Raw genomic sequence first — 14,722 nt, forward strand, 5'->3', positions numbered from 1 at the left:
CATCAGGCTTTGTTACTGTTCAGTTTTCAAAGACCAGCTTGAATAGCTTATCAAATCCTGATCGGCTTGTCAAGCACTTTTTTCTTTTCTTTCTTTTCTTGCCTTGCCCTCTCTCGAGCGCTTGATCAGTTTATCAAACTAATCTCTCATTGTCAATCACTATTTTATTAGAAATTGGTGGGCAACTCTCTCAAGCGTTTAATAGATAACAAGAAATTTAAATCGTGTCAACTGTTAATGCTTCAGTAAATTATTCCAATGAACATTGATACAGAAAAAAAGGATAGGCTATTCTCCCATCCTTGGATTAATACCGGGAACAGTCATTTCTCCCTGAGAATTGAATTTCATATACCATTCCGGAACCGGTCCAACGATGATGCTTTCCGTAATGGGAACATCTACGCTTACATTTACGTCAGAACGTAGAAACGGAACGACAATTTGCAGATTCGTATTTACATTTAAATAAATGCGATGCTTGGTTTGATTAATTCCTGCCTCAACAAATTCATCTTCCATGGTCACATCGATCATACCCAAAGGAATGATGCCAATTCTGATGGGAGGACCCGTATTAGAAAATAAAGTGCTGCCTGTAACCAATCCTAGGGGCAAAGTAAACCCTTGCGTTTCTATCTTTTCTAATTCCTTTTCGACATCTAGAGTGGTCTGGGTGGAAATCCTGTTGATCAACACCGTATCCGGCATCATGAGTACAATACGATTGTCATTATCTTTATGGATTCCCATGAGATCCTGATAATTAATCATGGAAACATTCTTCTGTACAGCTTCATTGATGATTTTTGTGGCCATTAACTGCGTCTTGCTTTCTGCTACTTTTATAATTGCCGGTCGTAAGATGAGATCCAGAAAGATCAGAAAACTGCCCAAGATAATAAAGGTGATGAACAAATAAACAAATTTTTTTCGATTTTTTCTTCTCACAACTTATGTTCACCTCCGCATATTTAATATATGAAGAGGAAAAAGAAAGGTTACAAAGGCCCTCTGTCCAAATCAAAAATAGTAATACTATTAAGAATTATTGTTTTATCGCCATTAATTATTATTCAGCTGCAACGACATATCCCGACAATTTTCTTCATCTTTGCTAAATCATTTATTATCAAGAATCTTTATGATATAATACATGATACATGGAAACAGTAACCCTTCTCCAAACCACAAGGAGGCCGAATAATGACAACAGAACCAGAGAAAAAACGTAAAATAAAATTATCCCGTGTGCTTTTGCTTTCATTTATTTTTATTTTGATTATAGGTTTTGGTTCGGGACTAGGTCTTTTATTAGGAATCGTAAAAGACTTGCCGGACTGGGATGCTGCTGATCTCGAATCTAAGAGCACTAGCTTTGTTTATGATATCAACGGGGATATGGTCGTCAAACTGCACAGAGCAGAAAACAGGGTACCGGTAAAATTAGATGCGATCCCTGATAGTTTGATTAATGCCTTTCTAGCCACAGAAGATGTACGCTTCTGGCAGCATCACGGTGTAGATGTTAAAAGGGTCTTTGGCGCATTAGCCGCTGACATCCGTAATCGTAATTTTTCTGAGGGTGCCAGTACCTTAACTATGCAATTGGTGAGAAATGCCATTTTAGAAGATCAGGACAAAAAAATAGAACGAAAAATCAAAGAAGCCCTATTGGCCATTCAAGTAGAGAGAAATTATACCAAGGATGAAATACTGACCATGTATCTCAATGAAATCTACTTTGGCCATGGTACTCATGGTGTGCAGACTGCGTCTCAACTCTATTTTGGAAAGGATGTCGGTGAATTGACCCTGGGTGAGTCTGCCATGCTCACCGGCTTAGTGCGCAATCCACGTAATTATTCTCCTTTTTTAAATCTTGATAATGCTATCCATATCAGAAATGTAGTTCTGAATAATATGCTGCAATATGGCATGATCTCCCAGGAAGAAGCGGATCAGGCAAAACAGGAAAAACCAAAATTGGCAGATTATCAGCAACAGAATCTCTACGCATACCCCTGGTTTACAGATTATGTGATTGATCAGGCAGAGGACTTAATAGAAGCGGCGGGAATGGAACCCAGTCAAATCTATACCGGAGGATTACGTATCCATACTACTTTAGATCCTGTAATACAAAAAGCTGCCGAGGATGCTTATGCCAATGAATCCTTTTTCCCTGCCAGCAATACCAACGATCCGGTTCAGAGTGCCATGGCAGTGATGGATCCTAAAACCGGTGAAGTCAGAGCCTTAATCGGGGGGCGGGAACACCTGACGAAAAGAGGCTTAAACAGAGCAACAGATATCAAAAGGCAGCCTGGTTCTGCTTTTAAACCAATCTCAGTATATGCACCGGCTTTGGAGGACGGTTTTGCTCCCTCCAGTCGGGTCAATGATGTGCCAACTACCTTTGGTTCATCAAAATATCCTTATAAACCAGTGAACTATGACGGTAGATATCGCGGCTCCGTTACGATGCGAAAAGCCGTAGAAGATTCTATCAATGTTCCCGCAGTGAAGTTTTTAAGCATGATCGGAGTGAGCAAAGGATACACTTTTGCAAAAAATTTAGGGTTGGATTTAGATAAGAATGACGAAAATCTATCCCTGGCATTAGGTGGTCTCACCTATGGGGTATCTCCTTTAGCTCTGACCGCAGCCTATTGTGCCTTTGATAATCAAGGAGTTTATATCAAACCTCACGTGATTACAAAAATAGTGGATCAGTATGGCAATACCATTGTGGATGTAGTTCCCGAAAAAAAGATTGCCATGAATGAACGGACAGCTTATTTGATGACAGATATGTTAGAATCCGTGGTAAAATCAGGAACCGGTACCAGAGCCCAAATGAATCGTCCTGTCGCCGGCAAAACCGGCACCACCCAATTACCGGATAAGGCTATTTTCAATAGCATTACTGGAAGCGCCAATAAGGATGCCTGGTTCGCTGGATACACCCCGGAATTAGTGGGTGTCGTCTGGATGGGCTATGACCAGGATGTAGATAAAGATGGCAAGCCAAATTATTTAAGGCAGGTATACGGGGGGCAATATCCGGCAAGAATCTGGAAATATGTAATGGAAAATTCCTTAAAAGAGGTTCCCGTATCATCTTTTACCAAGCCTACAGGAATTGTCTCCAAAGCAATTGATATCAAGACAGGCAAATTAGCCAGTAGTTTGACACCTGATAAGTATATCCGCTATGAAGTCTTTTCTAATGATAATATACCTACAGAATACTCTGATGCCTGGATTACGGCGAATATCTGCTCTGATAGCAAATTACTTGCTAACGAGGAGTGTCCCAATCAGGCTAAAGGTGTTTTTTTGAAAGCTTCCTATGCCAGTCAAAGTGATATTGATGCAGGTCTGACGGCTCCTACTGCTCATTGTAACATTCATAAAGGAGCTGAATCAGCTATTGGCACTGAAATGATTGGAATTTGCACTGATCCCCGCCATAAAGGGAAATTGGTATTGGCCAATTATCCGCAAGAAGGAGAATCAGGCGGCTGTCCGCAAGACCTCATCCAATTCAGATCATTTGAATCCGGTGAAGTTCCTACTAAGCATTGTGATTTGAAAGACCATCAAGTCAAGAAGTAAAAAAGCCCCTTTAGGGGCTTTTTTATTTGCTTTGAGAATTTAATTTATTACTAAAGGATATGTTTATCAATGACAATCAGTTAATACATTGCGCTTAATTAATTAGACATTTAAGGAAACTACGGTTACCCCATTTCCTCCCTCGTTATATTCCCCCAGGCGGGCATTTTTCACCTGGCGATGCTTCTTTAAGTGAAGGGTCACTGCATCTCGAAGGGCGCCGGTCCCTTTCCCGTGAATAATACGTACATCTTTTAATCCGGCGACATAAGCATCGTCCAAGTATTTGTCCACCTTTTCCAGGGCTTCCTCAACCAATAGACCGCGCAGATCTAATTCACTGGAGATGGCACTGATCTTTTCCATTCTGATCCGACCAACTTTGGTGGTTCCGGTTTTTTGCTCTGTCTCCTCGGTGGTGCGAATATCCTCCAGCTTCACCGTGATTTTCATAATTCCTACCTGGACAATGATTTCGCCGGCTTGGTTGGGCAGGGACAAAACCTGACCTTTTTGATTCAATTTGGGGATTTCGATAATTTGCCCCAATTCCACCTTTTGGGGAGCTTGCCCGGCAAAACGTTTTTCCGGGACCACATATTCCAGACCCTCACCCATCTTTTTGATTTTATCCTTGGATTGAAGCAATTTTTGGTTCTCGAACTTTTGAGATTCTGCCACCAGACTCGATTTGAACTCATTATATAAAAGATCCATATCATCTTTGGTTTTTTTAAGGATCTTCAGGCTTTCTTCCTGGGCCCGACGCAGGATTTCCCCTTCTTTATTTTGCAGATCAATTTTTTGTGCTTCCAGGCGGTGCTTCATTACCTGGAGTTCTTTGCGAAGAGCGGCAGCCTCTTCTTTTTCTTGTTGGCTGATCTTTTGATTCAACTCCAAATTGGAGATTAAGTCCGCTACCTGAACTTGATCCTGGGTGAGAAAAGAACCTGCCTGGGCTAAAATTTCTTCATTCAACCCCAAGCTGCGCGCAATTTCGAAGGCGTTGCTTTTACCAGGTATCCCCATAAGCAGTCGATAGGTGGGCCTTAAAGTCTCCACATTGAACTCCACGCTGGCGTTGACGATGTTAGGATTATTATAGGCATAGACCTTGAGTTCACTATAATGGGTTGTCGCTACCACCTTTACTTTTCTGCCCCTTAAGTATTCCAAAATTGCCATGGCCAGGGCAGCACCTTCGGTGGGATCCGTTCCTGCTCCTAATTCGTCAAAGAGTACTAAGGTATGTTCATCCACTTCTTTCAAAATACGCACAATGTTTACCAAATGAGAAGAAAATGTGCTTAAGGACTGCTCAATGCTTTGTTCATCACCGATATCGGCAAAAATATTGTGAAAAAGGCTCAAGTCACTGCCATCATCTGCCGGCACATGCAGTCCGGATAAAGCCATGGCAGTGAATAGACCGATAGTTTTTAAGGTTACTGTTTTCCCCCCGGTATTGGGACCGGTAATAATCATAGAATCAATGTTTGATCCCAAATCCACATCAATGGGTACTACATCTTTGGGGATCAAGGGATGGCGTGCCCTTTTCAGGCGAATAATGCCATGTTCATTAATCTTGGGAGCACCCCCATCCATACTATGGCTTAACCGTCCTTTGGCAAAAATAAAGTCCAGCTGACCCAAAATTTCCAGGGTAAATAGAATTTCTGCTTCAAAAGAAGCTACCAATTGACTTAAATTCTTCAAAATAACTGTAATCTCATCATTTTCTTCGATTCTCAGCCTTTTTAAATCGTTATTCAATTCCAGAACTGCCATCGGCTCAATGAACAGAGTGGCACCACTGGCAGATTGGTCATGGACGATGCCCGGTACCTGAGTACGGTTTTCTTGCTTGACAGGAATTACATAACGATCACCCCGAATGGTGACCAGGTTATCCTGGAGATATTTAGCCGTATTGGGATTTCGAATCAGGGAATCCAGTTTATCCTTGATGCGATCCTGACTGGTCCTGATTTTTCTTCGAATACCATATAGTTTATCACTGGCCGAGTCTATAATTGATCCGTCATCTGCCACCGTCTCACCAACGGCTGTTTCCAGGGATTTAAAGATACCCAATTTTTTAGCCAAATCCAAAATGATGGGGTAATTTTCCTTGAGATTCAGCAAAAAGAGTTTCGTCTTCCTGGCTGCGCCACAGGTATCGGCAATACTTAAAAATTGCTCCGGTTCCAGTATCCCGCCTAATGCAGCTCTTTCCACAATCCTTCCAATATCTCGGATGCCCCCTAGGGTAAAAGCAGGATTTAAACGAAGGATGTCTTTGGCTTCCGTTGTTTCTTTCAGGCCAAGCTCAATTTCATGTTTCTGGCTCATGGGTGTTAATTCTCCAGCAATTCCTTTGCCTAAAGAAGAACCGCACCTTTCCCCCAACATCTGAAGCACCCGATCAAACTCGATCTTTAGTAAGGTCTTTTCATCCAATCAATATCCTCTCCTCTTTCAACTAGATTACGCCCCGATAATAATGCCCCTTGGTGAAACCTGCATTAGTCATCTTTGCCAATGTTTTTTCCAGGTTCTCAAGATCTAAATGCTGCATAAGATGAGAGGATGCCGCATCAATCACCTGACGGTAGATTTGGGTGACCTGAAGAACGGCCGAAGGGGAATACCTTTTGGCCTCAATACGTAGTGAATCAATACCCAGCTGAAGGAATTTATCCGCATGAGCCAGCATCGATAGTTCTTTGGGATTATAAAGATGCATGCGGCAAAATTGATCCACCTCAACGGGAAAAATCAGATTCATGCGGTCCTTGAGGCCGAAGGATTTTCCCTGACAGGGGCGGGAACAAGCCTTGGTGCCCTCTTTCCCGCCAAGAATTGAACCCAAGGCACAATATTGATTGATCATCATGGGTAAAGACCCATGTACCAGACACTCAATTTTCCCTGGTCCTAAATTCATTTTTTCAATTTGGGCAAAGTTTAATTCCAGGGATAAGGTAATGAGATCAATCCCTTTCTCCCGAAGAACATCAATGGAGAAGTCATTAAAGACGTTTAGTCCCAAATCCGTATAGATCCTCCGATCCCAGCCGGATTCTTTAAGGGCCTGGATGCCCCCCATATTATTGACCAGCATGGCATTGATGGGCAATGACCCCACTCTTTCGATCATCCGGTACATTGCTGATCTTTCTTGAGGATGAAAAATGCTGGGCAAAGCGAAAACAACTTCACACCCCTTTTGCCGACTGTATTGGGCGATATCCTTCATTTGCTCCATGGTCAGCTTGGGCTGGGATTGGAAATTTTCTCCTGATAGATAAATGCGGTCTGCCCCCGCCTCCACCGCAGCTTTTGCTCCTTCCAGGCTTCCTACTCGTACTGATAATTCACTTTTCCTGATACGACTTTCTTTTTTTGCCGGTATGAGCTGATGAAATTTATCCATCACTTCCCGGTTTGGTACAGGCGGATAAGCATATCTCTCTAGTTTCTGCTGTTTAATCAGGTCAATGACGTGGCGCCTGGCGTTGTTTAATTCGCTGGCAGGGAGCATCACCCCCTCATCTAAATCTAATAATAACTCTTTCAGGTAAAAAGCAGTCCCACCCAGACGATTTAATTGTTTTTTTACAGACTCTTCATCCGCCGGTCTTTTCATAGCTTTTTCCACTATATATTCAGAAGTAAACCTTCCTTGATATCCTTCTTCATCGGTGGCTAGGATATGAATAGGTTTTCCCAAATGGGCTGTTAAATGAAATTTGACACCGATTAGTTTTTGAGGATAAAGGTATGAGTTTTGGGCGGTCTCAATTAATTTCACATCATGGGTCTTAAATACCCGATCCCCGACCCTGGGCTGACCGGTAATATTAATGGAAACCTTTTCGCCGGGAGCTGCTGACCTTAGAGAACGTCCGTTACTTATAATCTGATCTACCACAAAGCCTTGCCGGCCACCTTTGGTGACCCAAATTTCCAAACCGTCACCAATGCGTATCCCTTCATCCAGCTTGATCGTTGCCATCTGGCCTTGGTTTTGAATCTCATCAATCCGGCCAATCCGCGTACCCCTGTTGTTTGGCCGCTGATAACTCATAAGATCGCGCCCTGAGTGTCCCAAAAGGTAACCATGAGTAAAGTCCCGATTAAATATTTGGGTCAGTTCTTTTAATTCCTGGGTGTTGACCTCAAAATGTTCCGGGTCATCCTTGTATCGGTCTAAGGCTTCCCGATAGATACGTACCACTGTCGCTACATATTCCGGTCTTTTCATCCGGCCTTCCAATTTTAAGGATCGAACGCCGGTCTGGCAGATCTCAGGCAAAATTTCCAAGGTGTTCAAATCCCGGGGACTTAAGAGATGATCTCCTATTTTTTCGTCAGTGGCCGGTTGTCCTTTTTCATCTACTAAGGTATAGGTCATCCGGCAGGGCTGGGCACATTTGCCCCGGTTGCCGCTGCGCCCCCCAATCAGGCTGCTCATTAAACATTGACCGGAATAGGAAATGCATAAGGCGCCGTGGACAAAAATCTCCATTTCCAAAGATGTCTCCTTATTAATTTGGGCAATGTCCTCTAGGGATAATTCCCGGGCTAATACCACCCTTTTAAAGTCCATTTCCTGGATAAATCTTGCCCCTTCTCCATTATGTATGATCATTTGGGTACTGCCATGCAGATTCATCCTGGGCAACACTTGATGAATTACGAAAGCTAAACCCAAGTCCTGAATGATTAAGCCGTCCACACCCAGATCATAAAGGGTTTTCACATAGGAGACGGCATCTGTTATCTCACTGTTATCCACCAGAATATTCACCGTTACATAAACGCGAACACCTCGTAGATGGGCATATTCCACAGCCTTAGCCATTTCGTCTTCATCAAAATTGCCGGCAAAAGCTCTGGCGCTTAAAACCTTGCCGCCTATATAAACGGCATCAGCTCCGTTTTCCACGGCGGCAACAAAAGCTTGAAAATCACCTGCGGGGGCTAATATTTCTGGTATCTGCAATCAAATCATCTCCAAATTGTTCTGTCATCCTGATTATATCATTCCCTGATTTCCATGTCATCTTAAGATAAGTTTATCGTGGAATAAGAAAAATTACAGGACTGTCCTAAACATCCTGTAATTTATTTTCATCTGAGCTTCTGTATCATGCTTTTCAGCTAACTTCTGGATTGCGTGAAAAACGATCAAAACCGGAAATAGGCAGGATTTCTATTCCTTTTTGGGTCAATTTATCTAGGAATAAATTCACACCTAAACTATCGCTGGCCATATGTCCGGCAATCACCACATTGATATGGAACTTTTCCGCATTCTTGCGATGCTTTTCGCTGATATGCATCCCCACGATTGTACCGACTCCGGCAATAGCAAGCTTTTCAAAAGCGTCCTCAGAACCACCGGTCCCCCCCGTCATATCAATGAAGATCTTCCCGACGGACCGTTTACCATTACCCACAACAATGGTTGGTCCGGCTTTTAATTTCGCTGCTTTTTTATATTCAGGAATCTCTTTCAAGAGGCTCACCAAATCATCCAAGGTATCCGGTTCCTGCTGAGCAAAATATTGATTTAAAAATTCCGTCACCAAGTTATCCGCCGGTGTATGGACACACATCAAAGGAATTCCCAAGGCCTTAGCAGTATCAATAGTCCGACCATGATTATAGGGCATTAAACCTCTTTTAACCTCAGATATTCTGGAAGCCATCATTCCTTCCGCGACATTAATGGGTACGCCCAGATCAGCTAAGATTCCTTCCTGAATATGCATCACCTCCGAGAGACCTGCTAAGGCATATCCTTCCGGATGATGGGCTAAAACGAGATCGATTTTTTCCCCTTTGGATATTAAACGATCTGCCAGAAGTAATTCTCCTACTTCGATGTCAATCCCGACAGCGATCTTTTTGATTTCCAGTTCCTTTTCCCCATTAAGAATGCGCGTATCGCTATAAGGATTGGTTAAACTTTCCTGATCAAAATATTCTTTGTCCTTTTCTTCTAATTTGTCATATCGTTTTTTAGCCTTCGCTAAATCCTTTTCTACAGATTTTTGTCCCCGGGGATCCGCAGCTATACCTGCTTCCACCGCCAAAGCATAAATTTCTTTTAATTTCATCATGATTCCTCCGGTATCCAAATATTTTTAAGTTTCTTTTTCCCACCTAAACCTTTCCTGTTATTATTTACGAGAAACATAAAGATTATTTTCAATGTAGTATCTTAATTTTAAATCGGCACCTTGAGCAAGGCCGATCCGGGTGGTTTCAATAATGCTGAAGGGATCGTTCAAATGCCCGTCAAAAAAACGTACGGGGCCATTTACGGCACTGGTGCCGTTAATGGATTTGGTAATGCCCAAGGCTTGAACCAGCTTGGCCGGCCCGCTGCAAAGGTCTTTCCGTGCTTCTTTTTTACGGTTTTGTTTCATGATGTTGATCCCGGATATGGGTTCCAAAGCGCGAATCAAAACTGCTGAGGGGATTTCATCATGATCTGTAGTCACATTATAACAAAAATGCACACCATAAATTTGGTAAACATACGAATACCCTGCAGGGCCGAACATCACACTGTTTCTTTTCGTTTTTCCCCGGAAGGAGTGGCTGCCAGGATCCTGCCGGCCTAAATAGGCTTCTGTTTCCACCACAATCCCGGATACCTTGGTACCCTGCACCTCTGTTTCCAGAACCTTCCCTAATAAATCCTGGGCAACAAGGGTTGTCTCCCGATTAAAAAAATCCCTTTCCAGCACTCTCAAAGCAAATTAAGTCTCCCTTAGCTCATTATTAAAGAAGCGCAACAAAAGTTGCGCTTACCCAATTTTGTGTATTTTATCCAGAACTCTCAACTCTTCTACGATTTTTTCATAATCATCTTTTAGTTTTTGATACTCATCTGCAATTTGCAAAGAAACCAATACGGCAATCTTAGTCGGCCCATAAATAGGATTATTTTTATACACCTGATCCATCTTATCGGATACAAAATTGCCTACCTTCTTCAAATATTCTGGAGAATCTGTACCTTTCAAAACATATTCCTGACCCAAGATATCAATTCTCAGCTTGGATCTTTCCTTTAATGCCAAAGTATTTCACCTCTCACTACATGGTTAATCCGAAAACGCGCCGCGCGTTTCTCGAGCTCATAAAAAATATATATTCGCCACGGTTCCCCAGTAATCCTTCTTTCTTAACGTAATTCGACATCAAATTTGTTTAATAATTCATTTTGAATTTTTTGGAAGACTGGAGAAATTTCATCATCGGTTAATGTTTTTTCCTTGGATTGAAAGGTGAGCGCATATGCTAAGCTTTTAAACCCTTCCGGAATCTGACTTCCTTTGTAAAGATCAAATAAGGTGATTCCAGTTAATAGTGTACCCCCATTTTGCCGAATTATTTCTTCAATCAATTGAGCAGGAATTTCCTCCTTGACCAAAAGAGCCATATCCCGGTCGATGGCAGGATATTTTGGCACTGCCTGATAACACAATGTATTTTTACCCAAATGCATAATCTCTTCCACATAGACCTGAAAGATATATGATCTGCTTTCAAGATGATAGTTTTCCTGGACAGCAGGATGAATTTCACCGATGAAGCCTACATAGGTATCACCAATATAAATATTACCGGAGCGTCCCGGATGTAAGAATACCGGCAGTGATTCACCCTTTAGGGACCAATTCTCAATGCCAAAACGGGCGAAAAGTCCGTCTAAAACACCTTTGAGATAATAAAAATCCAAATTTTGGGGCGATCGGCTCCAGCCCTGACTCAGCTTACCCGAGATCACGCCTCCTAACATCATTGGTTCTTGAGGTAATTTTTCATTTCCCGGGATGAATATTTTGCCCCATTCATAAAAAGCAAAATTTAAGTTTCTTCGATTGGTGTTGCGGGATGCAGTTTCTAACAACCCCGGTATTAACGTAGTACGCATCACACTTTGCGCATCGCTGATCGGATTCATGATGACCACCCCATTTCTTAAAGAGGAATCATCCGGTATCATCATGCGATCATAATCCCTGGGGCTGATAAAACTATAAGTGATTACTTCCATAAAACCGGCTCCGGTGAGATAATTCTTTACTTGATCCTCAAAATTTTGGAATTCTGTTTTCTTTCCTTCTGTCATCCTGCCGGCAGGTAAGGTCAAGGGTATTTTTTCATAGCCATGAAGGCGGGCCACTTCTTCAATCAGATCTACTTCCCGGGTGATATCTTGTCGGTAAGAAGGTATGATTACTCTAATCTCACTGCCAGCCATCTCCCAAGAAAATTTCAGGTCATCAATGATCGCCAGAATTTCTTCTTGGCGTAAAGCAGTTCCTAATAGTTCATTAACTTTCTGAACACGCAGGGTCAATACCGTTTCTTCCGGCAAATTCCCTCGGACATCAAGCACTCCTTGAACGACTTCCCCCTCCGCCAGTTCCGCCATCAATTGGGCGGCCCGTTGGACAGCTATGATCGTGGAATAGACATCCAGCCCTTTCTCAAAGCGCAAAGAGGACTCCGATCTGAGACCCAAATCCTTAGAGGTGTGACGAATCGCGGCGGGATCAAACCGAGCTGATTCAATTAAGATATGATGGGTTTGCTCCGTTACTTCCGTGTTTAATCCCCCCATCACTCCTGCCACGGCTACCGGCTTTTTCTCATCACAGATGAGAAGATTCTCCCGGTTGAAGATCCTTTCCTGACCGTCCAGGGTAAACATTTTTTCTCCTTCATGGGCGCGGCGCACGATGATTTTATGACCGGATAAGGTATCGTAATCAAAAGTATGTAAGGGCTGTCCCGTTTCCAGCATCACGTAGTTGGAAATGTCCACCACATTATTAATGGACCGGATACCGGCAGCGCGCAAATAATGCTGCATCCAAGGAGGGGATGGCTTTAACTTCACGTTTTTCACCAGGCGGGCGGCATAACGATTGCACAAATCCGGATCTAAAACTTCTACAGAAGCCAGATCCTCAATATTTTCCTTCCCTTCTGCCAAGTTGATTTCCGGCAAACGCACCGGTTTCTTTAAAATCGTGCCAATTTCCCGGGCGATATTGATGACACTTAGACAATCTGAGCGATTAGGCGTTAAACTTAATTCCAAAACTGCATCATCCAAGTTAAGCCATGAGACAATATCTTCCCCAATGGGGCTTTCCGGACTTAAAATCATAATGCCGTCTTTTGATTCAGGGGATACCAGCGTCTCATCCAGATTTAATTCCCCGGCGGAGCATAACATGCCGAAGGAATCCAAGCCTCTGAGCTTTGCTTTTTTCATTTTGATGCCGCCAGGCAAAACCGCCCCCACAGGTGCAACCGGTATCCGTTGACCTTCCTGAACGTTGGTTGCTCCGGTGATAATCTGAACCGTTTCCTGACCTAAATTCACCTGGCAAATTACCAACTTATCTGCTTCCGGATGGGGTATAATTTTTAAAATCTCACCGATCACCACCCCTTTGATCTCTTGACCGAAACAAGTGATATGCTCAACCTCGATACCTGCCATGGTGAGGGCATTTCCTAAATCTTCCGGGCTTAAATCAATATCTACATATTCTTGCAGCCATTTATATGATACTTTCATTAATAATCCTCCTCTAAAACTGAGCCAAGAATCGTTGGTCATTATCGAATAAAAGACGTAAATCATCAATGCCATACTTAAGCATAGCCACTCTTTCTACCCCCATACCAAAAGCAAAGCCATTTACCTTTTCCGGGTCATAGCCGGACATTTCCAGTACCCGAGGATGTACCATCCCGGAACCCAAAATTTCCAGCCAACCTGTATGGGAACAAACCCGGCATCCCTTACCTCCGCACATCATACAGGAGATATCTACCTCAGCACTGGGCTCAGTGAAAGGAAAATAACTAGGTCTGAGACGGATTTCTTTGTCTGCCCCAAACATCTGGCGGGCAAAAGTAAGTAAAGTGCCTTTCAAATCTGCCATGGATAAGTTCTCGTCAATGACCAACCCTTCCACCTGATGAAACATAGGAGAATGAGTGGCATCATCATCCCTGCGGTATACCTTCCCGGGACAAATAATCTTGATCGGATATTGGGGTACCATTTTTTCCATGGTGCGTGCCTGTACCGGGGAAGTATGAGTACGCAGCAGGATCTCACTGGTAATATAAAAAGAGTCCTGCATATCCCGGGCGGGATGATCCGGCGGTAAATTTAAAGCTTCAAAATTATAATAATCCAATTCGATCTCCGGGCCTTCGGCAATGGAGTATCCCATGCCCAAAAATATTTCTTTGAAACGATCGATCACCAAGGTAATAGGGTGTTTTCTTCCCATTAAAATCTTTTGTCCGGGAAGGGTGATATCAATAGCTTCTTCCTTTAAAGCGGCTTCCCGTTCCTCTTCTCTTAATACTTTGCTTCGCTTTTCGATGAGTGTTTCAATGGCAGCTCTTACTTCATTGGCCACCTGACCTACTTGCGGGCGTTCTTCCGCTGAGAGGCTGCCCATCCCTCTTAAAACAGCAGTAATTTCTCCTTTTTTGCCTAAGTATTTTACCTTGAAAGATACCAGTTCTTGAACTGTTTTTATATGATTTAATTCTGCCAATGCCTGTTCTTTAATAATATTTAATTTCGCTAGCATGCCTTTCCCCCTTACTGGTTTTCATAAATAAATAAAGAAACAAAAAAACCCCTCACCCCACCAAGGGGCGAAAGGTAACTTCCGCGGTACCACCCTAATTCCTGTTCTTCATACTTTCATACCTGAATTATGCAAATACTTCTGCCTGATAACGGACTGCATCCGGCAACTCCTACTGATCTTAAAAAAGATTTTCCGAGCGCTGTTCATGGGGGAACTTCAACCCTGCTTCTTCCATGCTGCTTCCAGTCAAAGGCAACAATTCCCTGGGAAAGAACTTGAGGTCTAAAAACCCAATCATCACACTTGCTTATGATTGCTTATCCTATTGTAAACTTAATTTTCGATAAATCATATAGGCGGTAATGGAACCTGTTTGTTCAAATAATTTCCAAAGAAACTCGGCGGGTAAAAACATAACTCCCACTACCCTTTCTGTCAAT

The 14,722-nt window shown here is 42.8% G+C and carries 10 protein-coding genes; 1 reads left to right on the forward strand and 9 read right to left on the reverse strand.

Annotated elements, in window-relative coordinates; all coding sequences use genetic code 11:
- Nucleotides 1-288: 288 nt before the first annotated feature.
- Entirely contained in the window at nucleotides 289-951 is a 663-nt protein-coding gene (yunB, locus tag CEQ75_RS13680) for a sporulation protein YunB (RefSeq protein ID WP_089611500.1), read from the reverse strand.
- 255 nt (nucleotides 952-1,206) lie between these two features.
- Here yunB and CEQ75_RS13685 point away from each other — a divergent pair, with 255 nt between their 5' ends.
- Nucleotides 1,207-3,621: a transglycosylase domain-containing protein gene (locus tag CEQ75_RS13685; RefSeq protein WP_089611502.1), complete on the forward strand. Its 2,415-nt coding sequence runs from the start codon at nucleotides 1,207-1,209 to the stop codon at nucleotides 3,619-3,621.
- A gap of 102 nt (nucleotides 3,622-3,723) precedes the next feature.
- On the opposite strand, the gene CEQ75_RS13690 is transcribed toward CEQ75_RS13685, so the two are convergent.
- From CEQ75_RS13690 to CEQ75_RS19570, 8 genes are all read right to left on the reverse strand, one after another.
- Nucleotides 3,724-6,084, reverse strand: a complete 2,361-nt coding sequence (locus CEQ75_RS13690; RefSeq protein ID WP_089611504.1) for an endonuclease MutS2 — start codon at nucleotides 6,082-6,084, stop codon at nucleotides 3,724-3,726.
- A gap of 22 nt (nucleotides 6,085-6,106) precedes the next feature.
- On the reverse strand, nucleotides 6,107-8,632 hold the full coding sequence (locus CEQ75_RS13695; protein WP_089611506.1) for a U32 family peptidase: 2,526 nt from the start codon (nucleotides 8,630-8,632) through the stop codon (nucleotides 6,107-6,109).
- A gap of 154 nt (nucleotides 8,633-8,786) precedes the next feature.
- Entirely contained in the window at nucleotides 8,787-9,752 is a 966-nt protein-coding gene (locus CEQ75_RS13700; RefSeq protein ID WP_089611507.1) for a Nif3-like dinuclear metal center hexameric protein, read from the reverse strand.
- A gap of 63 nt (nucleotides 9,753-9,815) precedes the next feature.
- Nucleotides 9,816-10,388 (reverse strand): DNA-3-methyladenine glycosylase, encoded by a 573-nt coding sequence (locus CEQ75_RS13705; protein WP_242965478.1) that lies wholly within the window; start codon nucleotides 10,386-10,388, stop codon nucleotides 9,816-9,818.
- A 60-nt stretch (nucleotides 10,389-10,448) separates the two neighbouring features.
- Complete coding sequence (locus CEQ75_RS13710; RefSeq protein ID WP_089611511.1) at nucleotides 10,449-10,724, reverse strand: cell division protein ZapA; 276 nt, start codon at nucleotides 10,722-10,724, stop codon at nucleotides 10,449-10,451.
- Between the two features lie 104 nt (nucleotides 10,725-10,828).
- Nucleotides 10,829-13,243, reverse strand: coding sequence for a phenylalanine--tRNA ligase subunit beta (gene pheT, locus CEQ75_RS13715; RefSeq protein ID WP_089611512.1), 2,415 nt, complete (start codon nucleotides 13,241-13,243; stop codon nucleotides 10,829-10,831).
- Between the two features lie 13 nt (nucleotides 13,244-13,256).
- Complete coding sequence (pheS, locus tag CEQ75_RS13720; RefSeq protein ID WP_089611514.1) at nucleotides 13,257-14,279, reverse strand: phenylalanine--tRNA ligase subunit alpha; 1,023 nt, start codon at nucleotides 14,277-14,279, stop codon at nucleotides 13,257-13,259.
- Between the two features lie 325 nt (nucleotides 14,280-14,604).
- Nucleotides 14,605-14,697 (reverse strand): YqzL family protein, encoded by a 93-nt coding sequence (locus CEQ75_RS19570; protein ID WP_089611516.1) that lies wholly within the window; start codon nucleotides 14,695-14,697, stop codon nucleotides 14,605-14,607.
- Between the last annotated feature and the right edge of the window lie 25 nt (nucleotides 14,698-14,722).

It is taken from the genome of Dehalobacterium formicoaceticum, assembly GCF_002224645.1.
In the GTDB taxonomy this organism is placed as follows: Bacteria; Bacillota; Dehalobacteriia; order Dehalobacteriales; family Dehalobacteriaceae; genus Dehalobacterium; species Dehalobacterium formicoaceticum.

Excerpts from the sequence above, each read along its gene's own strand:
- CEQ75_RS13700 (WP_089611507.1), bottom strand. The coding sequence starts at position 9,752 with ATGAAATTAAAAGAAATTTATGCTTTGGCGGTGGAAGCAGGTATAGCT.
- CEQ75_RS13685 (WP_089611502.1), top strand. The coding sequence starts at position 1,207 with ATGACAACAGAACCAGAGAAAAAACGTAAAATAAAATTATCCCGTGTG.
- pheS (WP_089611514.1), bottom strand. The coding sequence starts at position 14,279 with ATGCTAGCGAAATTAAATATTATTAAAGAACAGGCATTGGCAGAATTA.
- pheT (WP_089611512.1), bottom strand. The coding sequence starts at position 13,243 with ATGAAAGTATCATATAAATGGCTGCAAGAATATGTAGATATTGATTTA.
- CEQ75_RS19570 (WP_089611516.1), bottom strand. The coding sequence starts at position 14,697 with ATGTTTTTACCCGCCGAGTTTCTTTGGAAATTATTTGAACAAACAGGT.